The 21,915-nt window shown below is 48.0% G+C and carries 15 protein-coding genes; 4 read left to right on the top strand and 11 right to left on the bottom strand.

The genetic code is table 11. The features are described 5' to 3' along the window. Positions 1 to 149: 149 nt before the first annotated feature. The 7 genes from ACO5JD_RS01025 to ileS form a co-directional block, all read right to left on the bottom strand. Positions 150 to 1,481, bottom strand: coding sequence for a L,D-transpeptidase (locus ACO5JD_RS01025; protein ID WP_484987041.1), 1,332 nt, complete (start codon positions 1,479 to 1,481; stop codon positions 150 to 152). A 153-nt stretch (positions 1,482 to 1,634) separates the two neighbouring features. Next, the gene (gene leuS, locus ACO5JD_RS01020; RefSeq protein WP_484987039.1) at positions 1,635 to 4,184 is read right to left on the bottom strand and encodes a leucine--tRNA ligase; all 2,550 of its coding nucleotides are present in this window, start codon (positions 4,182 to 4,184) and stop codon (positions 1,635 to 1,637) included. A gap of 118 nt (positions 4,185 to 4,302) precedes the next feature. Continuing rightward, the gene (locus tag ACO5JD_RS01015; protein WP_484987037.1) at positions 4,303 to 5,823 is read right to left on the bottom strand and encodes an IMP dehydrogenase; all 1,521 of its coding nucleotides are present in this window, start codon (positions 5,821 to 5,823) and stop codon (positions 4,303 to 4,305) included. Positions 5,824 to 5,956: 133 nt separating this feature from the next. Then, complete coding sequence (locus ACO5JD_RS01010) at positions 5,957 to 7,276, bottom strand: glycosyltransferase family 2 protein (protein ID WP_021626104.1); 1,320 nt, start codon at positions 7,274 to 7,276, stop codon at positions 5,957 to 5,959. Between the two features lie 47 nt (positions 7,277 to 7,323). Further along, positions 7,324 to 8,367 (bottom strand): RluA family pseudouridine synthase, encoded by a 1,044-nt coding sequence (locus tag ACO5JD_RS01005; RefSeq protein WP_484987035.1) that lies wholly within the window; start codon positions 8,365 to 8,367, stop codon positions 7,324 to 7,326. Further along, positions 8,360 to 8,944, bottom strand: a complete 585-nt coding sequence (gene lspA / locus ACO5JD_RS01000; protein WP_021626102.1) for a signal peptidase II — start codon at positions 8,942 to 8,944, stop codon at positions 8,360 to 8,362. The genes ACO5JD_RS01005 and lspA overlap by 8 nt, the downstream gene beginning before the upstream one ends. A 3-nt stretch (positions 8,945 to 8,947) precedes the next feature. After that, the gene (gene ileS / locus ACO5JD_RS00995) at positions 8,948 to 11,767 is read right to left on the bottom strand and encodes an isoleucine--tRNA ligase (protein WP_484987033.1); all 2,820 of its coding nucleotides are present in this window, start codon (positions 11,765 to 11,767) and stop codon (positions 8,948 to 8,950) included. Positions 11,768 to 11,936: 169 nt separating this feature from the next. Between ileS and ACO5JD_RS00990 the strand changes: the two genes are divergently transcribed. Beyond that, complete coding sequence (locus ACO5JD_RS00990) at positions 11,937 to 13,847, top strand: fructose-1,6-bisphosphatase (protein WP_484987031.1); 1,911 nt, start codon at positions 11,937 to 11,939, stop codon at positions 13,845 to 13,847. On the opposite strand, the gene ftsH is transcribed toward ACO5JD_RS00990, so the two are convergent. Both ftsH and ACO5JD_RS00980 read right to left on the bottom strand, forming a co-directional pair. Further along, positions 13,844 to 15,745 carry an ATP-dependent zinc metalloprotease FtsH gene (ftsH, locus tag ACO5JD_RS00985; protein WP_021626099.1) on the bottom strand — a complete coding sequence of 634 codons (1,902 nt, stop codon included), beginning with the start codon at positions 15,743 to 15,745 and terminating at the stop codon, positions 13,844 to 13,846. The genes ACO5JD_RS00990 and ftsH overlap by 4 nt on opposite strands. A 77-nt stretch (positions 15,746 to 15,822) precedes the next feature. Continuing rightward, entirely contained in the window at positions 15,823 to 17,364 is a 1,542-nt protein-coding gene (locus tag ACO5JD_RS00980) for a L,D-transpeptidase family protein (protein ID WP_035438514.1), read from the bottom strand. Between the two features lie 136 nt (positions 17,365 to 17,500). On the opposite strand from ACO5JD_RS00980, the gene ACO5JD_RS00975 reads away from it, so the two are divergent. From ACO5JD_RS00975 to ACO5JD_RS00965, 3 genes are all read left to right on the top strand, one after another. After that, positions 17,501 to 18,316, top strand: coding sequence for a TrmH family RNA methyltransferase (locus tag ACO5JD_RS00975; protein ID WP_021626097.1), 816 nt, complete (start codon positions 17,501 to 17,503; stop codon positions 18,314 to 18,316). Positions 18,317 to 18,685: 369 nt separating this feature from the next. Next, positions 18,686 to 19,039, top strand: a complete 354-nt coding sequence (locus ACO5JD_RS00970; RefSeq protein ID WP_484987029.1) for a hypothetical protein — start codon at positions 18,686 to 18,688, stop codon at positions 19,037 to 19,039. A gap of 47 nt (positions 19,040 to 19,086) precedes the next feature. Then, positions 19,087 to 20,085, top strand: coding sequence for a hypothetical protein (locus ACO5JD_RS00965; protein ID WP_021626093.1), 999 nt, complete (start codon positions 19,087 to 19,089; stop codon positions 20,083 to 20,085). Positions 20,086 to 20,133: 48 nt separating this feature from the next. Here the strand turns inward: ACO5JD_RS00965 and ACO5JD_RS00960 are convergent, their stop codons facing one another. Beyond that, the gene (locus ACO5JD_RS00960; protein ID WP_484987027.1) at positions 20,134 to 20,349 is read right to left on the bottom strand and encodes a hypothetical protein; all 216 of its coding nucleotides are present in this window, start codon (positions 20,347 to 20,349) and stop codon (positions 20,134 to 20,136) included. A 132-nt stretch (positions 20,350 to 20,481) separates the two neighbouring features. Then, on the bottom strand, positions 20,482 to 21,900 hold the full coding sequence (gene ffh / locus ACO5JD_RS00955; protein WP_035438509.1) for a signal recognition particle protein: 1,419 nt from the start codon (positions 21,898 to 21,900) through the stop codon (positions 20,482 to 20,484). Between the last annotated feature and the right edge of the window lie 15 nt (positions 21,901 to 21,915).

Below are 21,915 nucleotides of genomic sequence, written 5' to 3'. Positions count from 1 at the left end.
CCTGAACAGCCACGAACGACTCCCCTCCTTCAAACAAAAGGAAGCGGGGCGAAAAATCCACCCCACTTCCTTCTACCGTACAACTTTAAGTTTTTTCATTAAAACACAAACGAACGCGCAGGTCAAACCTTATAGACAATACACACAAGCTACCAATGTACCACTACAGGATCCCCAATCACCGCCATGTTATAAAGAGCTTCTGCCTTGGCAGGTGGCAGATTGAGACAACCATGGCTACCAGCATACTGATATATATCTCCGCCAAAATATGCACGCCATGGCGCATCATGCAAACCATACCCACCCGAACGGAATGGCATCCAATAACTTACAAAAGTTTTGTAATCAGGCTTGCCATCTTTATCTTCATCATCACCAATCAGGGTCTGATTGCGCTGCTTTGCCTGTATTGCAAATTCACCTGTAGGCGTACCATGGCTAGTTGCAAGGTCACCAGAAACAATGTATGTCTCCCATATAACCTTGCCCGAAGCATTGTAGAAGCGAGCGTACTGGGTTGTAAGATTGATATCTAGGTGGCGACCACGCTTTGAGGCACCAGGGGTTACCGCAGGTTTGGTCGCGATGGTTGTAGTGGGCACCTCAATCTTTGTTGCCTTGCCCTTATCAAAAGCAGAAACAATCGCATCTACCATGGCCTTTTGATCAAGCGCATAGATGCCTTCATCATCTTCAAACGATGCTTCGTCACCAATGTTTTCGACATTCCACTTATCAATCGCAGCACGGTCATAGTTGATTTTGTTTTTGCTATCGATAGAAATCCAGCTTGCAATTTGCTTTTTTCCAATTTTGGCAAGTATTTTGTCGCCCTTTACAAGCGGGAAGCTTTGCTCCAAGAGCTTATTTGCAACATTGCAGGAGGCAAGCAATTCTTTGTTATCAGAGGTAATGGAAGGTGCTAGCAGCTCGTCTTCCCCTAGCTCAAGCTCAGATGACAATGAGTTAAGGGCAACTTTAATACGCTCAAAAGACTTTGTGCTATCAAGCGCTGTACCTTTGGAATCGGCAGACACAACAAAAGCGTGTTTGTCCATGTCATAGCCTGCCGACGCATTGGTGGGCGCTTCTGCCTTTTTATTGAAGCTATCAATGGCAGAACTGACACACGCCTTGAGCGCTTCTTCGTCATAGCTAATAGAGTCATCAGTCACAATTGCCTGAGGATGCATGAGGTCAAGTGGCCAAGTATAGGCTGTGCGTTGGGAAAACGCTGCCTTAGATACTCTGAGGCCATCAGCTGCAAGTTTAAGATCCGCACCTGACAGTTCAAGCAAAAAACCACCTTTGCTCTGTACCTTACAAGACCAATTCTTTGCTTCATTTTCGACCTGAGTAGCGAAATCGCTTGTACTCAACAACGACACATCTCTACCATTAACTGTTGTCCCTGGTACAAAATGAGTATTGAAATAAAAGCATGCGGCGACATAACAGATAAGTAATATGACAACCATGCTGCCGAGACCTACTATAAAGCTATGGCTGTGCTGCGTTTGAGACTGCATTTGTACATCTTCAGTTTGCACGAGGCCCTACTTCCCTCTTTTATATGTAAGCACCCCTGCAGTGCTCTGAGCTGCAGGGGTACCAAGTTGGCCATATGTTGCTTATGAAGCAACGATATTTACAAGACGCCCAGGCACAACAACAACCTTGCGTATCTGTTTGCCCGCGAGCTGCTCGGCAAGAGCTTCCTTTGCAGCTACTTCCATATCCTCACGACTTGCATTGGTAGCCACCAAAATATGTCCACGCACTTTGCCCATAATTTGAACTGCAATCTCTACGGTATCGCTCACCGCCAAAGTCTCATCAAACTCAGGCCAAGGCTCATTGTAAGCAGATCCCTCAAGTCCTAAAGCCTCGTGATAAAGCTCTTCTGCCCAATGCGGAGCAATAGGCGCCATCATAGCCACAATATCATGAGCCACACGCTGACAGAGCTCTAAGTTTCGAGCGCCTTCGGGTTCATCAAGCAGATACTTACTTGCAGCGTTTACCAGCTCCATGATTGAAGAAATCGCCGTATTAAACTGCTGGCGGTCAAAGTCTGCTGTACACCTAAGACCCAAACGATGAAGTTCGTGCATGAGTGTCTTTGCGTTACTGCTAAGCTCACCAGCCGTACATGCAGCCTTGTCAGAAAGCTGCCAGACAATGCGCCATGCACGCTTGAGGAAGCGATTTGCACCCTCAACTGCCTTGGGATCCCAGTCAAAATCCTTTTCGGGAGGAGCAATAAAAAGGATAGCGAGACGCATGGTATCAGCACCATAAGGCTCAATAACTGAGTTGGGGGGCACAACATTGCCCTTGGATTTGCTCATAACATCGCCATGCTCGTCTTTAACCATACCTTGGCAAAGTAGGTTGGTAAAAGGCTCATCGACATCAATCATGCCCAAATCACGGAGAACCTTGGTCCAAAAACGCGAGTACAGCAAGTGCAAAATCGCATGCTCGATACCGCCAACGTAGTTATCAACTGGCATCCAACGGTCAACGCTTTCCTTGGAGAAAGGCAGCGCATCGTTATGAGGATCACAATAGCGCAGGTAGTACCAACTTGAACAAGTAAAGGTATCCATAGTGTCGGTAATGCGACGAGCAGGACGTCCACACTTAGGACAGGTGGTTTCATAGAAGGGTGCATATTCAGCAAGTGTCTGACCAGCGCCAAGATCCAAATCTTCAGGAAGCATTACAGGCAGATCTTCCTCAGGCACAGGTACATCACCACAGCAGTCACAGTGAATCATGGGAATGGGATTGCCCCAATAACGCTGACGACTAATAAGCCAGTCACGCAAACGGAACTGGACCGTCTCGCGCCCTACACCATGCTCAGAAAGCCATGACACAATAGCATTTACTGCCTCGGAGTGCTTACCACCCAAAAGACCAGTAAACTCACCAGACTGTACAAGGTAGCCCTCAGCATCCATTGCATGCTCCCAATCAACGGAGCGCACACGCAACTCACGTTCATCTTTGAGCTCTTCATACAGAGGGTCATCTTTGGTGCAAATGATAGGTGCAATTTCCAAGCCGTACTTCTTGGCAAAGTCAAAGTCACGCTGGTCACCACAAGGAACACCCATGACAACACCCGTACCATAATCCATCAAAACATAGTCGGCAACCCAAATAGGAGTCAGGCGGCCATTAATGGGATTGATGGCATAACGACCCGTAAATACACCATTTTTCTCTCGAGCAGAACCCTGGCGATCAACGCTAGAAACCTTCTCGGTAGCATGTTTGAGCTCAAGGAAGGCCTCTTCATACTCGGTGCCTTCAACAAGCTCGGCTGCAACTGCTGACTCGGGGGGAAGTACAAGGAAAGACACACCAAAGAGCGTGTCAGCACGCGTGGTAAAGCAGGTCAGTTTGCGGCCAGTAGGTGTGCTTCCATCGACATCTACCAACTCAAAGTCAATTTCTGCACCTTCAGAACGACCAATCCAGTTTTTCTGCTGAGCGCGCACATTGTCAGGCCAACCCTCAAGTTTATCAATATCATCAAGAAGCTCTTGGGCATAGTCGGTAATCTTGAGATACCACTGAGAGAGTTCGTGCTTTTCGGGCACGCTACCACAACGCCAGCAACGACCATCCACAACCTGCTCGTTTGCCAAAACAGTCTGGCAATGAGGACACCAGTTAACTGGAGAGGTGGCACGATAAGCCAAACCCTTTTCCCACATCTTGATAAACATCCACTGGCCCCAGCGATAATACTCAGGGTCGCAGGTGTTAAACATGCGGTCATAGTCATACGCAAAACCCATGCGCTTCATAGTTTTGACTGCTTGAATGATGTTTTGGTGGGTCCACTTACCAGCCTGAGTATGATGCTTGATAGCTGCATTTTCTGCCGGCAAACCAAAGGCATCAAAACCCATGGGATGCAGCACATCATAGCCCCTCATGCGCGCTTGGCGAGCCATAGCATCACCAATGGTGTAATTGCGCGCATGACCCATATGCAAATCACCCGAAGGGTAAGGAAACATTTCGAGTACATATTTTTTGGGTTTAGCAGGATCTTCATCAGTCTTATAGAGACTAGTTTCTTCCCAAGCCTTTTGCCACTTTTCTTCTATCGCCTGAGCTTCATAGACAGGGATTGTGCCCTCGTTGTTCTCTTCAGCCATGTAAATCCTCTCAACAGCTGCATTATGCAGTCAAAAAGTATAACCAAACGGGACGCCTGGGTACCAAACAACGCCAGACGCCCCGTCAATAAAGTCAAATCATGCAACAAATAAAAACTTAGGAACGGAAGTTCACGTTTTCCTTGTTTGCATCCTTGAGCACAACGTCGTGAGCGCCACCCTCAACCAAAGAGGTGGCAGAGACTAGCGTAATCTTTGCTTTATCGCGCAGTTCCTCCAAGGTCAGAGCACCGCAATTGCACATCGTTGAGCGAACCTTGAGTAACGAATTATCAACATTTTCCTTGAGCGGACCCGCATAGGGCACATAGGAGTCAACGCCTTCGACAAAAGATAAGTTCTTTTTATTACCACCTAGGTCATAGCGAGCCCAATTGCGTGCACGAGCAGAACCCTCGCCCCAATATTCCTTCATATAAGACCCATTGACATTCACGCGGCGCGTGGGACTCTCATCAAAGCGAGCAAAGTAGCGGCCTAACATTAAGAAATCTGCACCCATAGCGAGAGCCAGAGTCATGTGATAGTCATAGACAATGCCGCCATCAGAGCAAACAGGAATATAGACACCCGTCTCCTTGAAGTATTCGTCACGGGCACGACAGACATCAATCAAAGCAGATGCTTGACCACGTCCAATACCCTTTTGCTCACGCGTGATGCAAATGGAACCTCCACCGATGCCAACCTTGATGAAATCTGCACCAGCATCTGCGAGGAAGCGGAAGCCCTCACCATCAACAACGTTGCCAGCGCCCACCCTGACGCTGTCTCCGTAGTGCTCACGTACCCACTCAAGCGTGATCTTTTGCCACTCAGAAAAACCTTCCGAAGAATCAATGCAAAGTACATCAGCACCGGCATCTACTAACAGGGGCACCCGCTCGGCATAATCGCGCGTATTGATACCAGCACCCACGATGTAGCGCTTCTGCGAATCAAGTAGCTCGGCAGGATTGCCCTTATGAGAGTCGTAGTCCTTACGGAATACAAGCGCAATAAGATGACCATCCGCATCAACAATGGGCAGTTGATTGAGCTTGTTATCCCAGATGATATCGTTGGCAGTCTTGAGTGTGGTGTTCTCATCACCAACGATAACGCGCTCGCGAGGGGTCATGAAATCGCGCACCAGCATGTCGCGAGAATCACGAGAGGGACGATAATCACGAGAGGTGACAATACCTAACAGGTAACCGTGAGCGGTACCGTCGTCGGTAACAGGCATGGTGGAGTGACCAGTCTGCTCGCGCATATCCATAACATCTTGCAAGGTCATATCAGATAGCAGCGTAGAATCAGAAATAACAAAACCCGCCTTGTATTCCTTGACCTCACGCACCATAGCCGCCTCAGACTCTGCGGTCTGAGATCCATAAATAAAGGAGACGCCACCCTGCTGAGCCAAAGCCACGGCAAGACGAGTACCCGAGACTGACTGCATAATGGCAGAGGTCATAGGGATATTCATAGAGATAGCTGACTCTTCACCACGACGATACTTAACAAGAGGAGTTTTGAGGCTTACCCTATCGGGCACATTCTCACAAGACGAGTAACCCGGTACCAAGAGGTACTCAGAAAAGGTATGCGATACACCCTCAAAAAAAGTTGCCATGCTTTGTGCTCCTCTTTCTACCTTTTACCGATGAAACTAATCCGTTGGCGGTATTGTAATGCACTTGCAAACGATAAATACCCACAGTTCCACGACTCGCAAAATGCTTACTATACATAGTTAGTTAGAAAATTTAATCCGAACCATGGGCAGCATCTTGAGTACTTCCAACCACTTGGTTGAAGTCAACCGCAATATCATGCTTAGTGGGTACCCACTCGACCTTCTTAAAGAGAGCTACCACTGCAATGGGAATGTAGCTCGCCATAAAAATCGGAAACATTATGACACCCCACGCAATGCGCCAGATATTACGCGCATGAATATGCGAGCGCTCAACTATTACGGTAAGCAACGCCATCATAAAGAAAAGCGTATAGCCCGACTCGAACACGGCAACCAATGAACCCATGCACATACTAAGCTCTGCTTCTGTCGCCACAAACCCATGACTTAAGGCGCCCACGATGAGATAGGTACCATTCACAAAGACTGAAAGAATCGTCAATATCGAAGCGGGAGCCAGCACCATCAACATGTCATAGGAAGAAAAACGTCCTCGCGCAATGCCACGGAATAAATCCCGTCCATATGAGAAAAATACCTGATAAATACCCTTGGTCCAGCGGAGGCGTTGAATCCATGATGCCTGAAAAGTAATGGGTTGCTCGTCAAAAAATTCTGCAGGCACATATCCAATTTGGATGCCATTGGCACAACAGAAGGTTGAGAATTGAATATCTTCGGTCAAAGTGTGGAAATCCCAACCATGCATGCCTCGAATAACGGAGGAGGCCACCATCCAGCCCGAACCAGAAATAGCGGCGCTGGTATGGGCCATCATGCGCGGATTATTAAGAAAGCGCGCTTCACGAATAAACCAAATAGCATACGAAGCGCTCACCCAGCTAGAATCAAAGTTCTTAGAATTACGGTAACTCGTGCACACCAGATAGCCTGCATCATACGCATCATTCATGAGGCGTACATAGTCTGGTGAAACGATATTATCGGCATCAAAGATGAAAAAAGCCTCGTAGCGATCGCCATATTCATTGAGAATGCGATTAAAGCCATAATCCATAACCCAACTTTTGCCCTTACGAGCAAGGTCATGGCGATCCCAAACAATAGCGCCTGCACGCTCTGCTTCTTCGTGAGTATTATCGGTACAAGCATCACAAACAACAAAAACATCAATGAGTTCACTTGGATAATCCTGTGCAAGGATTGAGCGAACAAGATTCCCGATAACCGGCTCTTCATTGTGTGCTGCAATAAAAAAAGCATAACGATGCAGCTTTTTTGCCTTGGGCAGACGGACGGTACCCCTGATGAGAGCCATGATCATATATACAAATTGATACAGATAAGCAACTGTAAAGAAAATTGCAATCAGGGCATTAAAGATAACAATTGGCGTTAAGTTATTGAAATTAAGCGTAAACTGCACCCCTTGCCCCCTTGCAAGAATATGGGATCTGTTCCCTTTGGCATCCCTTATACACGCTGTCCAAGCAACTGCGGAACAATACGCTGACCTTCCACAGTTCGATCCATAGAACGTGATTCTAACTTTTCTAGTATATCGCGGAGATCTTCAGGCAGCGTATCTGCCATAACAATGGACTTCCCCGTCACAGGATGGTCAAAGGCGATATGCCACGAATGTAAAAATTGGCGGGTAAGACCAAGATTTTGTCTTAGGTCTCCACGTCCATAAAGTGGGTCTCCTATTACAGAGTGACCTATATGACGCATATGCACGCGGATTTGATGTGTACGGCCTGTATAAAGATGACACTCAAGCAGAGTGTATCCTTCATCGCGCAACCCTGCTTCAAATCGTTCAAGCACGCGAAAAGTTGTAATTGCCTCACGAGCGTCAGGATCCGTGCTCACACACATACGCAAACGATCGCGGTGACTACGAGCAATACCTGTGGTCACCTGTCCTTCATCTAAGGCAACAGGACCATAAACCAAAGTTACATAGCGCCTGTCAAGTACACGCAAGCGTATCAAATCCTGCAGTGCTTTTTGACTTGCATCATCTTTAGCTGCAACCATCAAGCCCGAGGTATCGCGATCAAGTCGATGGACAATACCGGGCCTATCGTCTCCTTGAAGCAAACCTAAATGCTCGTAGCCACAATGTGCCACCAATGCATTTGCCAATGTATCATCATAGTGTCCAGGTGCTGGATGGCAGACAAGATCTGCTTGCTTTGAAAGCACTATGAGATACTCATCCTCAAAACGAATGTCTAGAGGAATCTCTGGATTAGCAACAAGGGTTCTCGAAACAGGTTCCAAAACAGGCAACTCTATACTAATCCTGTCACCCAGTCTTACAGCCTCACTTTTTGAGTCTGCCAGCGTACCGTTGATATGCACTTTTGCAGATTCGATGAGCTTTGCTGACGCACTACGCGAAGGCATGCCAGGACAAGAAGCTATATATGCATCAAGCCTACTACCATCAGCATCGGGACCCACAAGCAGTTCATGTAAAGAAGAGTTAAAACTGGAGTTCTCAGGCATTGCCCTGCCTCGAATCCGACTTAACCACTTCCTCATGAGACTCCGTTGCAGTATCTGCAACGTCAACGTCCTCTTTAAAGTTCGTATTAGTCCTTTGACCGTCCCAAGTGATATAGAGGATAAACGCCACAATCACACCGAGCGTCACACAGATATCCGCGACATTAAAGACGGGAAAATCAATAAAGCGCAGCGACAAAAAATCGGTAACAGAGCCCGTCGAAAGACGGTCAACCATATTGCCGACTCCCCCACCTGCAACGCTAGCAACACTGACAACAAGGCGCAACGGTAGACGCTCACACATGACCCACCAAGCAGAGCCAATCAAAACTGCCAATGCAAAAATGATAAACAGTAAACTCGCACCTTGGCCAATGCTAAAAGCAGCGCCCGTATTCTCTACGTGCCACAGGTCCAACAAGCCCGGGATGAGCGGGCGAGCAGGAGAGCCCAGCGGCGCAACAAAACGCACCGCTGCCTTTGTTGACTGATCTACAAGAACCACAAGGCTCACAACCGTCAAAAAGGTAGCAAGGCGTCCTGCACGCTTTGAGAGAATACGGACAACGTTCAAGCGTTATTCCTCCTCTGGCTTGCCAACCGCATCGTGGCAGCGCTGACACAATCCCGCCTCATCAACAGGCTCACGCCAGTTCCAGCAACGGGGGCATTTCTGACCATTTGCTGGCAAAACCTCACACGCAAGCTCTGTACCCTCATGGATACAAACTTCAGAGCACACAAAGACCTCTGCCATATCAGGTGCATCAGACCCCATCAAAAGCTGTGCATTCTCCACAGGAAGGATCAACTCAGCACGAGCAGCCTGTGTAGTCTTCTCACTAATGATACCAGTGCCAAGAGCCTCCTCGTATGCCTTGGTAAAGACACCACGTGCCTCATTCATAGCTTCATAGGCGGGCAACAACTTACTATAGCTTTCCTTTTTAAGGGGTGCCTGATACCAGTCAAGCAAAGCGGCATAGTTTTGTCCATCACGAAGGCACGCCGGCATGTGAGCCAAAGCTTCATCGCAGGTAAATGGCAGAATTGGCTGCAAATCATGAACCAACATCGAGAGCAAGTGACTCCACACCGTCTGGGCACTACGGCGCTCAAGCGAATCAGAGGCTCCGCAATAGGTGCGGTCTTTGGTTGCATTGAGGTAACCGCCGGACAGCTCGGTGATGATGTAATCGTACAAGGTACGGTAGACCATGTTAAAGCGATATGTCTCATAGGCATGATTGACCTCATCGTGCACCTGACACATACGAGCCAAAGCCAGACGGTCGTAGGGAAGCAAATCCTCGATTGCGACACCTTGAGTCTCAAGGTCAAACTGGTCTTCAATCTCACCCATCAAGAAACGTAGAGTATTGCGAATCTTGCGGTATGCATCACCAACGTGAGACAAGATATCGTTATCGCAGGGCACATCGGTAGACGTATCAACCGAAGCAACCCACAAACGCAGGATGTCGGCGCCAATAGTGCTACACACCTCGTTGGGATCGATAACATTACCCAAAGACTTACTCATCTTGCGACCTTGGCCATCAAGAGTAAAGCCTTGAGAAATAACTGCCTTGTAGGGAGCCTTTCCATAGGCACCAACCGAGGTCATGAGACTGCTCATAAACCAACCGCGGTGCTGATCAGAACCCTCAAGGTAGATATCAGCAGGGAAAGCTAAGTTATCGCGATGCTTACAGACTGCAGTATGAGACACGCCAGAGTCCCACCATACATCCAAAATATCTGAATTGGCTTTGAGATGGTAACCTCCGCATTTGGGGCAGACACAGGCATCGCCTAGATATTCTGCGGGATCATCGGTAAACCAAGCGTCAGAGCCCTTCTTGCGGAAAAGCTCAATAACAGCATCAAGCGTATCGTCATTGATAACTGTCTCACCGCAGTCTTGACAAGTAAATGCAGGAATAGGTACACCCCAGTTACGCTGACGACTGATGCACCAATCAGGACGACCTTCAACCATCGAGCCAATACGTTTGATGGCATGACTGGGATAGAAGTTCACGTGAGAGAGCTCCTCGAGCGCCTGCTTGCGCAATCCCGTCTCATCCATAGAGACAAACCACTGACTTGTGGCACGGAAAATAACGGGGTTCTTGCAACGCCAGCAGTGAGGATAGCTGTGTGTAATATCTTCATGTAAAATGAGTATGTTGCGCTCACGCAGCCACTCAATAATCTTTGGGTTGGCTTCGTTGACCTCCATGCCACTCCAAGGACCGCCAGTGCCTATACCCTCACCCTTAAAGAAGCGGCCATCATCATCAACAGGCATAACAACGGGAATACTAAATTTCATACCAGCGTTGTAGTCATCCACACCGTGTCCAGGCGCAGAGTGAACGATACCCGTGCCATCATCAAGCGTGACATAATCCGCGTAGATAAACTCGCCTTCTTCTCCCTGATCTCCAAAGATAGGCTGCTTGTAGCGGTTATGAGCAAGTTCGGTACCTGTTTTGTGCCAGACTTCGCCATCTGCGCCAACAACAAGTTCGTAGTTCTCATAGCCAAACTTTACACAGCACTTCTCTACTAAAGCTTCAGCGAGAATCTCAACACGGCCCTCAAGCTGGATGGCAACATAGTTTGCCTCGGGATGCAGAATAACTGCATCATCGGCGGGCAAAGTCCAAGGAGTCGTAGTCCAGATATCCACAAAGGTCTTGCCCTCATAGGCCTCAAGACCCTCGGGCACCGTGGTCAACTCAAAGCGAACAAAGATTGCAGGACTAACTTCGTCACTATACTCAATTTCTGCCTCAGCTAGAGCTGTATGACAATGAGAGCACCAGTGTACAGGCTTGCGACCGCGATATACAGCACCCTTGTCATAGATAGCCTTAAAGATTTCTATATCGGTAGCATCGTAGTCATCGGTATAGGTCAGATAGGGATTGTCCCACTCGCCCAACACGCCCAAACGCTTGAAGCCCTGACGCTGAGTATCAACCTGCTCCACTGCCATCCTGCGGCAAAGCTCGCGAATTTTGGCTGTCGGCAGTTGGTTGAACTTATCGGTGCCCAGTATCCCCTCAACCTTGTGCTCAATGGGCTGACCATGACAGTCCCAACCAGGCACATAGGGCGTCTGATAGCCTCGCATCGACCAATAGCGATTAATAAAATCCTTGGAGATTTTGTTCTGAGCGTGACCTAGGTGAATGGGGCCATTTGCATAAGGAGGACCATCATGAAGGATAAACTTTTCATGTCCTTCATTTTTGGCAATCATCTGCTCATAGACGTGATTTTGTTCCCAATCAGCAAGCCTCTTAGGCTCGTTGGCCGCCAGACCAGCGCGCATCGAAAAACTTGTTTTGGGAAGGTTTGTCGTCTGCTTATATGAATTCGCCACGATGGGTCCCTTCCATGTGTGTCACATCGTTGTGTGTCTTATGAGACAAACTACAATTTTAGCACGCTCGCAGCGTAAATAATACCGTTCACCGTGGCTCGTATATGCAGTCATCACAGAGACGGCAGCTATACTTCAGGCATTGATGCTTTTAAGATGAGGAGGCACTGTGGATAAGGCGGCAGAGTGTGTTGCCACAAGCAAACAAAAGTATCTCAAATTGCTTGGAGAAAAATTTCCTACAACACAATCTGTATTTACCGAAATCATCAATCTAGAAGCCATCCTAAACTTACCAGCCGCAACAGAACACTTTATGAGCGACGTACATGGCGAATACGAGGCGTTCGTTCATATTCTTAATAACTGTTCGGGCGCTATTCGCGAACAGATAACAAAGCTCTTTTCTGCTGAATTGAACAAGCAACAATTGGCAGATTTTTGCACCCTCATCTACTATCCACAAGAAAAACTCCGCCGTCTTCATGCTGCAGATGACATTAGTTCTGAGTGGTATCTGCTTACGCTCAAACGCCTTATTGTGCTAGCGCGTACGCTCGCAAGTAATTACACCCAATCAAAAGTGCGAAAGGCTATGCCTGTTGAATATGCCTATATCATCGACGAGTTACTACATGCCAGCACCGAAGATGAGCAGCGTCGTCAGGACTATCATGCACGCATTTTCCAATCGATAGTAGGCACAGGAGCGGCAGATGATTTCATCGTGTCGCTCTCTTCCCTTATCAAGCGTCTAGCGGTCGACCATCTACATTTGGTGGGCGATATTTTTGATCGTGGACCACATGCCGATCGTATCCTTGACCACTTAATGAACTATCAATCGTTGGATGTACAGTGGGGCAACCATGACATTGTATGGATGGGAGCTGCAGCGGGTTCTAGCTTGTGCCAGGTAGCAGTCCTACGTACGAATATCCACTACAACTCACTTGATATGCTCGAGAGCGCCTACGGTATTTCCCTGCGTGAGCTCGAAAATTTTGCGCGGAGAAACTACACCACCTATGACAATCTCACGCCACTCTACAAGGCTATCTCTGTCATATTATTCAAACTTGAAGGTCAAGCAATCGCACGTCATCCTAATTGGAAGACAACTGCCAAACGACGTTTACTTGACAAGATTGATGTTACCCATGCAGTTGTCACCATTGATGGGCACGAATATCCCTTGCGCACACGTGATTTCCCTACCGTTGATTTTGCAGGCGATCCTTATGTGCTCTCAAAAGAAGAGCAGAAAATCGTCGATAAACTCGCTAATGCCTTTAGCCAAAGCGACCGCCTACGCCGTCACGTGGGTTTCTTATACGAGACAGGCTCGATATATCTTGTGCACAATGGCAATTTGCTATTCCACGGTTGTCTACCGCTGACACCAGAGGGTAAGTTTGCCCGCGTTGCTTGTGATGATGGAGTCCGAAGAGCAGGCAAAGAATATCTTGATTTCTGCGACCGAATTGCACGCCGTGCTTGGAAAACAGGCGAACAAGAAGCATTGGATTGGATGTATTACCTCTGGTGTGGAGCACATTCTCCTTTGTCGGGACGCGTAGTCAAAACCTTTGAACGTACGTTTGTCGAAGATGAAAGTTGCTGGAAAGAGCCCAGCGATCCCTACTTCAGTCTGACCAAAAACCCTGCTATTTGTGACGCTATTCTTCAGGAATTTGGCTTGGGATCTGAGGGACATATCATCAACGGGCATACGCCCGTCAAAGTACGAGCAGGACAAAGTCCTGTGCGCGCAGGCGGAAAGCTGCTGGTAATTGATGGGGGCTTTGCTCAGGCCTACCATGCAAAGACAGGTATTGCAGGTTATACCTTGGTTCAAAGCGCACATCATCTACGTATAAAAGCACATCGGCCTTTCCGTGATCTCGACGCTGCACTTGATACCAACGCCGACATCATGAGTGAGACCGATGTGCTAGAACGCTATGACATTCCTCATCGCGTGGGTGATACGGACAAGGGCATCGAACTAAGAGAACAAATCGCCGACCTAAACGAACTGCTTAGCTGCTACCGCTCAGGAGAACTAGCCGAAGGCTAATCTTGGTTGGAACGTGCCTCACTCACAATTGCAGGAGCAAAGCCGTCGTTACGGGAGAGAATATTCATAAACTCTTCGCCCGTAATAGTTTCCTTGCACTGTAGATAATGAGCGATCTCATGAAGCTTAAAGCGATTCTCTCGAAGGGTAGCCAAAGCAGTCTGATGACCTTCTTCGACCAAGCGACGAACCTCATCATCAACCTCACGAGCAGTACCTTCAGAGCAGGTCAACTCGCTGCCACCGCCAAGATAAACATTGCGACGCTCACCTAGCGCCATCATGCCAAACTTATCGGACATGCCAAGCTGAGTCACCATAGCGCGAGCAATCTTAGTGGCTTTTTCGATATCGTTAGCAGCGCCTGAACTCATATGACCAAAGATGAGTTCCTCTGCTGCACGACCACCGCAAAGCACAGCAATACGCTGCTTAAACTCCTCACGCGTGGTGAGATAATGCTCGTCTTCCTCAGCCTGCATCGTAAAGCCCAAAGCACCCGAGGTACGAGGAACAATCGTAATTTTGGATACGGGAGTTTTGCCATCTTGGACTGCTGCGACAATAGCATGACCAGTCTCATGATAGGCAACAACTTCCTTTTCGTGCTCAGATAGTACGGTGGACTTCTTCTTTTCGCCTGCGATAACAGTATCCACCGACTCTTCGATGTCTTCTTGAGTGACATACTTTCGGCCTTGACGAACAGCGCGCAGAGCCGCCTCATTAATCATATTAGCGAGATCTGCACCAGAGGCGCCCGGGGTCGTACGTGCAATTTGAGCAAAGTCGACACCAGACTCCATCTTTACATCATGAGAATGCAATTTGAGAATGGACTCACGACCAGTAAGGTCTGGCAGCTCTACAGGAATGCGACGGTCAAAACGACCAGGACGCAAAAGTGCAGGATCAAGCACATCAGGCTGGTTGGTAGCTGCGAGCACAACAATGCCCTTGTGATTGTCGAAACCATCCATCTCGGTCAGCAGCTGATTTAAGGTCTGCTCACGTTCGTCATTGGAATTAAGCGAGACGCCACGTTTTTTACCGATGGTATCAATCTCGTCAATAAAGACAATACAAGGTGCTTTTTCGTTGGCCTGCTTGAAAAGATCACGCACACGAGCAGCGCCTCGACCAACAAACATCTCGACAAACTCAGAGCCTGCAATTTGGAAGAAGGGCACCTTTGCTTCGCCAGCCACTGCCTTGGCAAGCAGGGTTTTACCTGTTCCTGGAGGCCCTACAAGCAAGGCACCACGGGGACAACGGGCACCAATCTCGGCATATTTTTCAGGATGCTCAAGGAAGTTGACAATCTCAGCCAAAGACTCTTTAGCCTCATCCTGACCTGCAACATCACGAAAAGTGGTGTCATTATCCTTATCTGCCACAATTTTTGCGCCAGACTTACCAACACCACCAAAGCCAAGGCCACCACCAAAATTCATTGAGGGACCATCATCACCCATTTGCTTGCTCAAACGACGACGGAGGAACCAAAAGCCCAGCCAAACCAAGGCAATAGGAATAAGGTAGCTTGCGACGAGGTACATCCACATCCCAGAAGACCTGTCATCTACGGTGGAGGCAAAGGTAACTTTGTGCTGCTTGAGCAACGAAGTTAAATTATCATCATTAGGCCATGCAGTGGTGACATAGCTAATGTCTTTGTTATCAGTCTTAAAGGTAATCTCGTTATTTGATTGATTGAGGCTGACAGAGTTTACCTTGTCATCTTCAACCATTGAAACAAATTTGCTGTAAGTCACCTGCTCTACCTTGGCAGCAGAAATATTGGTAAAGAGCGCCCTCTGCAGCGCGAAAGCAAGCACAAGACCAGCAATGAAATACATAATCATTGTTTGGCGTCTGCGCCTATTGTTCATTTCCATCTAAAGCTCCCATCAGCAAAGACAACTCATGCGAGAGTTTCTATATTCCCCCCATTGATACCCATAGCAGATAAGAATTAGTCGTGAACCACAACAACATCGCCAACTGAGACTAATTTGTAGAGAGCTTTTGCCTTATCAGGAGGAAGGTTAATGCAGCCGTGACTGCCATTGGACTTGTAAGTATCGCCGCCAAATTCGCTAGACTTGCGCCAAGAGGCATCGTGGAAAGCATATTGGTTGTCGATAAAAGGAACCCACCAGTCAACATAGCTAGTATAGGTGGGCTTACCCTTAGAATCTTTAAAGGGTGAGACAAGTTTTACCTGCGAACCCGAAGATTCCTTAGAAGTCATATTGGAGTTGACCGAATAAACTCCAGTCGGGGTACTGTGACCTTCGCTGCTATTGCCAGATACAAAATCAGACTCCCAAAGCCTCTTGCCATGGTCATACAACACAGCGTGCTGTGCACTGAGATTGACATCAACCCAGCGATCACCCCAGTCTGCTCCCCCATCAGCGTATTTGACGGCTTTTTGTTTCATCGAAACTTCAATGCTTGCGGATTTGCCTGCTTTAACATTGCTCACAATACTGTCAGCCACATCAGCGCCGTCAATAACCCAGCCGTAACGACCACCACTAACGGTTACACTGCCGCCATCAGGCAACGAATACGTACGCGTAGAGCCCACGGTATCAAGTTGCTTTGACAAATCGCCTTGGGTCCATTTCTTGACAGCATCAGCATTGATAGTGGCTTCATTTTTATCAGAGATGGAAATCCAACTACCAAGCTTATCTGCTTCGACTTTTGCTACTTCTTTGCCCTCAATAGTCAAAGACTGGGTTGCCTTAAGCATAGAATTTGCCTTTTCAACCGCTTTTTTGAGCGCCTCATCATCGTCTTTGACGGTAGGCTGGATGTAAGCGTCTTTGGTAAGTTCAAAAGTAGCTTTGAGATCGGTAAGGGCTTTTGCAACCTCAGTCTCAACATAATCTGCGTTAAGCGTGGTGCCTTCCTCAGCCGGAGTAATCTGGTAGCTTTTCGACTTGTCATCAAAGCGAGCGCTGGCATTTTTGGGCTGCTTTGCTCCAGAGTTATGTTCTTCTACAAGCTTAGCTACAACCTCTTTTAGTTTGGTTTTATCAAAATTTGCTGAAACGGGAAGTTTGACCACATGAGAGCCCCAAGCACGTACTGGCCAAAACCAGGGTTGCTGAGTGGTCATGGCATTACGAGCGTAAGCATTACCGTCAATTTTTAGTGACACGTCAGAACCATTAAGCTCAAGCGTCTGACCATCAGGAATGTTGACCGTAAGATGCGAACGCTCACCTGTTTCAACTTGAGCTTGGGCGATTTCCTTGGCAAATTTCAGCGACACATCCTTGCCGTCTAGAGTGGTCGAGGGATAAAACGCATTACTAAAGAAAAAGACTCCGCCAAAATACACAACAAGCAAAACGCCAAGTACCACCAGAATGGGCACCAAAGAGGTTTTCTTTTTTGGTTTGTCATCCATAGGGGGCGTAGGAGATGGACTAACACTTGTCTCTTCAACACCCAAATGTGCATATGCCGCACTGTGACGCGGGTAATTATTTTGAGCCATATCAACATTCCCCCAGCTACGCAGCCTATATGCTGCGCTGAAAATTACATCTGAACTCTTAGACACAAGAGATTGTTCCCACTGTTAGATAATGGTAACGCTCTCTTAGAAGATTTTACGGAAGCAAGAGGTTTTCATGCAGCGCATAGATATTTCTAATCTGGACGATCCTCGTCTTGCGGCCTACATATCTTTAAGCGGCAAGCAGCTCAAACATGTGCTCAATCCCGAGGCTGCAGTCATGATTGCAGAATCACGTTTAGTAATTGAAGTTGCACTTAAGGAAGGATTCTCTCCTCTTTCGCTTTTTATTGATGAACGGCGCTTTGAGAGTTGCGCTGACATCTTTGCCCAGCTTGGCAAAGATACACCTGTTTTTGTCGCTCCAACTGAGCTCATGAGCAAGGTGGTGGGCTATACCGTAACCCGCGGTATTCTGGGCTGCTTTTCTCGTCCAAAGCCGCGTGATGCGCAAGAGGTTTTGGCGGGTGCAAAAAGGGTTGCAGTACTTGAAGATATTGTTGACGTGAGCAATGTAGGAGCGATTTTCCGCTCGGCAGCAGCGCTTGGTGCAGATGCAGTGCTACTTGCTCCTACCTGCGCCGACCCGCTCAATCGTCGCTCGTTACGCGTTTCTATGGGAACAGTACTGCAGGTGCCCTGGGCATATCTTCCCGCGCCTTGGCCGCAGGAGGGCTTGGAACTCCTGCATAAGGAAGGGTTTTTCTGCGCTGCGCTTGCTTTAGATGAGAAAGCAATACGACTAGATAATCCAGCGCTTAGCCAACATGAAAAACTTGCACTTTTCTTGGGTACTGAAGGCAGTGGACTAACGCACAAGGTATTAGCTGGTTGCGATGCCAGCGTTATCATCCCCATGAGTCATGGGGTCGATTCTCTTAACGTAGCTGCTGCAAGCGCTGTTGCCTTCTGGCAACTCTGCCGCCATTAGGTAGCGCATCGCCACAGGTCCGTGTCCTGCTCTGCTTCCTTAAAGCGCCAGCACACGCCCATGGCTGGCTCATAAAGCACCCTTTTACCCGCACTCTTCCCGCATGCAGTCCACGATGCACCTTTTTGCTCGCACTCTTCCCGCAGGCGGTTCAATAAGCTCCCTTTTACCCACAAGCGGTTCAATAAGCTCCCTTTTACTCGCATCGGGTTCAATATGCGCCCTTGCGCCATTTTTTATCTGGGCATTCTTCAGCCATTTGGTACGGTTTTGAACCGCCTGCATTAAATGGAAGACAACGGGTTCAAGAAGCACCCTTTCATCTACAAGCGGTTCAAAAAGCACCCTTTTCCCTGCAGAGGGTTCAAGATGCATCCTCGGAAGAAAATTTACCTGCACTTTCTCGAGCTGTTTGGTACGCTTTTGAACCCAATGCAAGAAAAACATGAAGACCGCATCGCGCTTTGCGGATACAAGCTTTATCCCGAATTTGTACAGAGTTCTGCCAGCCAACTGCAAGCTAAGTGTCAGTTGATGATGAAATCGCTATCAGTTGGCTATGGAACTATTAACTACATGCCAGATACACGGCAGATAAGTGGCAGTTATTGCCAAGTTAATTTAATTATTTATCTATATTTTATGAATATCACCAGTTCAGAGCCATTTAGCATGGATATTAACTACATTTTATTTGGGCGAACAAATCGGCTTTTCATTTAGACGAAATAATCTCTGTAGGAGCGGAAATTCTAGGCATGTGAGGACAAATGGCTACTTCTCATATTCACGAAGCAACACAATTACTGGCCAATGCAGAGCACATGCATATGTGCGCTTTTACAGACGATAGGTTATTAAGAAATACATTACGCAAATACAAACTTAAAGAGCGTGTAACCAGTCCCACAACTGGTCTTTATGTACGACAAGATTACTGGAGCAGGCTAAGCACGGAGGAGCAACATCTTCATATTGCTCGAGCTCTACAGGCAAAACATCCCAACTGGGTCTTTTATGGCCCAACTGCCGCTCTTGCATATGGTTTTGCTGTTCCATATAACTCGCTGGCAAAAATCCATGTTATGCATACGAAAGGTGCTTGTCGGGCAAATGGGCTTATAAAACATCGTCGTTTCCCGGAACATATGAAAGCCACTCTCAGCAATCCGTATATCGCCTCCGATATTGCGGTGCCAAATCCCGCTGAAACTATTCTTCAATGCCTTTGCACAATGAATTTTTCAGATGGGCTTTGCATTGCGGACTCGGCATTACGAGTTTTGAACAAGTCAAAAGAATGGTTGCTAGAAGCTGTTAAGCAACTTGGAAAGCAGCGCAAAGGCATCGTCCAAGCAAGACTTACTGCAAGCTTTGCCAATCCACGCGCAGAAAGCGGCGGCGAATCAATTGCCCGCGCACGCATAATTGAGCTTGGTTTTGCTTTACCAGAGTTGCAGGCTCCTATATTTGATCCGTTAAGTCAAAAGACCTTCCGAGCTGATTTTTTGTGGATCTTGCCCGATGGTCGTAAAGTCGCGGGAGAACTTGATGGCAGACAAAAATACTGTGATCCAAATATGACAAATGGACGTTCGATAGTAGATGTGATGGCCGACGAGCGCTTACGTGAATCTCGTATTTCTCGTCAGGTAAGCGTCATGCGATTCTCATTTGCAGATGTTTGCAATCTAGTCTTCTTGGACAAACTACTCAATTCGTTTGATATTCCCCACGCGATCCACCCTTTTATGACACAACCCTATTAAAGTAAGTCTCCTCGCACAGGCTGTTCAGGTATTCCTTCACCCCTTTGTCTACACTCTTCCCGCAGGCGGTTCAATAAGCTCCCTTTTACTCGCATCGGGTTCAATATGCACCCTTTCTCCCACATCGGGTTCAATAAACGCCCTTGCGGAAATTTTTATCTGGGCATTCTTCAGCCGTTTGGTACGGTTTTGAACCGCCTGCGGAAAAGTGGTTACAACGGGTTCAAGAAGCACCCTTTTATCTGCAAACGGTTCAAGAGGCACCCTCAGTAAAAAGGTAAGCAACACTTTTGTTGAAGCGGAGCGACGGTTTTGAACCGTCTGCGGAGATTTGGGACGGTATTGAACCGAGTGGACCGCCTGCGGGGCGGGGTGGTTGGGAACGATATTGAGACTCTAGAAGCGTCTTCCACGCTTGCCGCCAAAGCCAGGCATACCACCCATTCCAGGCATACCGCCCATACCGCGCATCATCTGCTGCATCTGGCGCTTTGCTTGCTTGGAATTACCACCCATATTGCCAGCCATCTGGCGCATCTTGCCCATCATTTTGTTCATTTCACCCCACTGCTTGAGCAGCTGGTTAACTTCCTGAACACTACGGCCTGAACCCGCAGCAATACGGCGACGACGCTGACCATTAATCTGCTTGGGGTTTGCACGCTCCCCCACTGTCATTGAGTGAATCATAGCCTCAATGCGAGTAATCTGCGTATCATCAAGATTGCCGCCAGCCTGAGCCATCATACGCTCGCCACCAGGAATCATGCCAATCAGCTTGCCTAGACCACCCATTTTGCGAATCTGTTGCATCTGCGAGAGCATGTCATCCATCGTAAAGCCAGACTTGAGCATACGCTCAGCATCAGCAATATCCTGCTCGGTAGCAACCTTTTCAGCCTGTTCAATAATGCCAATAACGTCGCCCATGCCAAGAATACGCTTGGCCATGCGATCAGGATGAAAAACCTCGAGTGAATCGGGCTTCTCGCCCATAGAAACAAACTTAATAGGCTTACCAGTAACAGCACGTACCGAAAGAGCACCGCCGCCACGAGCATCGCCGTCGAGCTTGGACATGATGACACCATCAAAGTCTGTACGCTCGGCAAAGGTAGACACAACATTGACGATATCCTGACCGCCCATAGCATCAACGACCATGAGGATCTGATCGGGCTTGACAGCCTGTTTGATTGCAATTGCTTCCTGCATCATAAGCTCATCGATTTGCAAACGACCTGCAGTATCGACGATAACGATGTCACACATGCGATCAACAGCGTTTTGGATGGAGCCCTTTGCGACCTCAACTGCATCTTTGCCATCGCCACGCCATACTGGCACACCAATCTCTCCACCAAGGGTCTCAAGTTGGTCAGCTGCGGCGGGACGGTGAGTATCGCAGGCAGCCAGCAAAGGACTGTGGCCCTGCTTCTTGAGCAAATAGGCAAGCTTGGAAGCTGCAGTAGTCTTACCAGAACCCTGCAGACCCACAAGCATAATGACATTAGGCGTGCGATTCTGGGCAAGCGCAAGCTTGGAATCAGTGGTGCCCAAAAGCTCAGTTAGGCGATCAAGTACAATACGCACAACATTTTGAGCAGGACTCAGCGAGTCAAGAACCTCGGCAGTCATACAGCGTTCCTTGCAAGCTGCCACAAAATCCTTGACAACACGATAATTTACATCAGCCTCAAGCAGAGCCATGCGAATCTCACGCATAGCTGCATTAATGTCGTCCTCGGTCAAGCGGCCCTTGCCGCGCAGCTTGGAAAAAGTATCTTGCAAGCGATCAGAGAGGCTGTTGAACATATACATCCCTTCAGG

The sequence above is a fragment of the Olegusella sp. genome (genome assembly GCF_057238325.1).
Note: the sequence above shows the minus strand (reverse complement) of the source record. Positions and strands in the feature narration are given on the sequence as shown.

Excerpts from the sequence above, each read along its gene's own strand:
- ACO5JD_RS01025 (WP_484987041.1), bottom strand. The coding sequence starts at position 1,481 with ATGGTTGTCATATTACTTATCTGTTATGTCGCCGCATGCTTTTATTTC.
- leuS (WP_484987039.1), bottom strand. The coding sequence starts at position 4,184 with ATGGCTGAAGAGAACAACGAGGGCACAATCCCTGTCTATGAAGCTCAG.
- ACO5JD_RS01015 (WP_484987037.1), bottom strand. The coding sequence starts at position 5,823 with ATGGCAACTTTTTTTGAGGGTGTATCGCATACCTTTTCTGAGTACCTC.
- ACO5JD_RS01005 (WP_484987035.1), bottom strand. The coding sequence starts at position 8,367 with ATGCCTGAGAACTCCAGTTTTAACTCTTCTTTACATGAACTGCTTGTG.
- ftsH (WP_021626099.1), bottom strand. The coding sequence starts at position 15,745 with ATGGAAATGAACAATAGGCGCAGACGCCAAACAATGATTATGTATTTC.
- ACO5JD_RS00980 (WP_035438514.1), bottom strand. The coding sequence starts at position 17,364 with ATGGCTCAAAATAATTACCCGCGTCACAGTGCGGCATATGCACATTTG.
- ACO5JD_RS00975 (WP_021626097.1), top strand. The coding sequence starts at position 17,501 with ATGCAGCGCATAGATATTTCTAATCTGGACGATCCTCGTCTTGCGGCC.
- ACO5JD_RS00970 (WP_484987029.1), top strand. The coding sequence starts at position 18,686 with ATGCATCCTCGGAAGAAAATTTACCTGCACTTTCTCGAGCTGTTTGGT.
- ACO5JD_RS00965 (WP_021626093.1), top strand. The coding sequence starts at position 19,087 with ATGGCTACTTCTCATATTCACGAAGCAACACAATTACTGGCCAATGCA.
- ffh (WP_035438509.1), bottom strand. The coding sequence starts at position 21,900 with ATGTTCAACAGCCTCTCTGATCGCTTGCAAGATACTTTTTCCAAGCTG.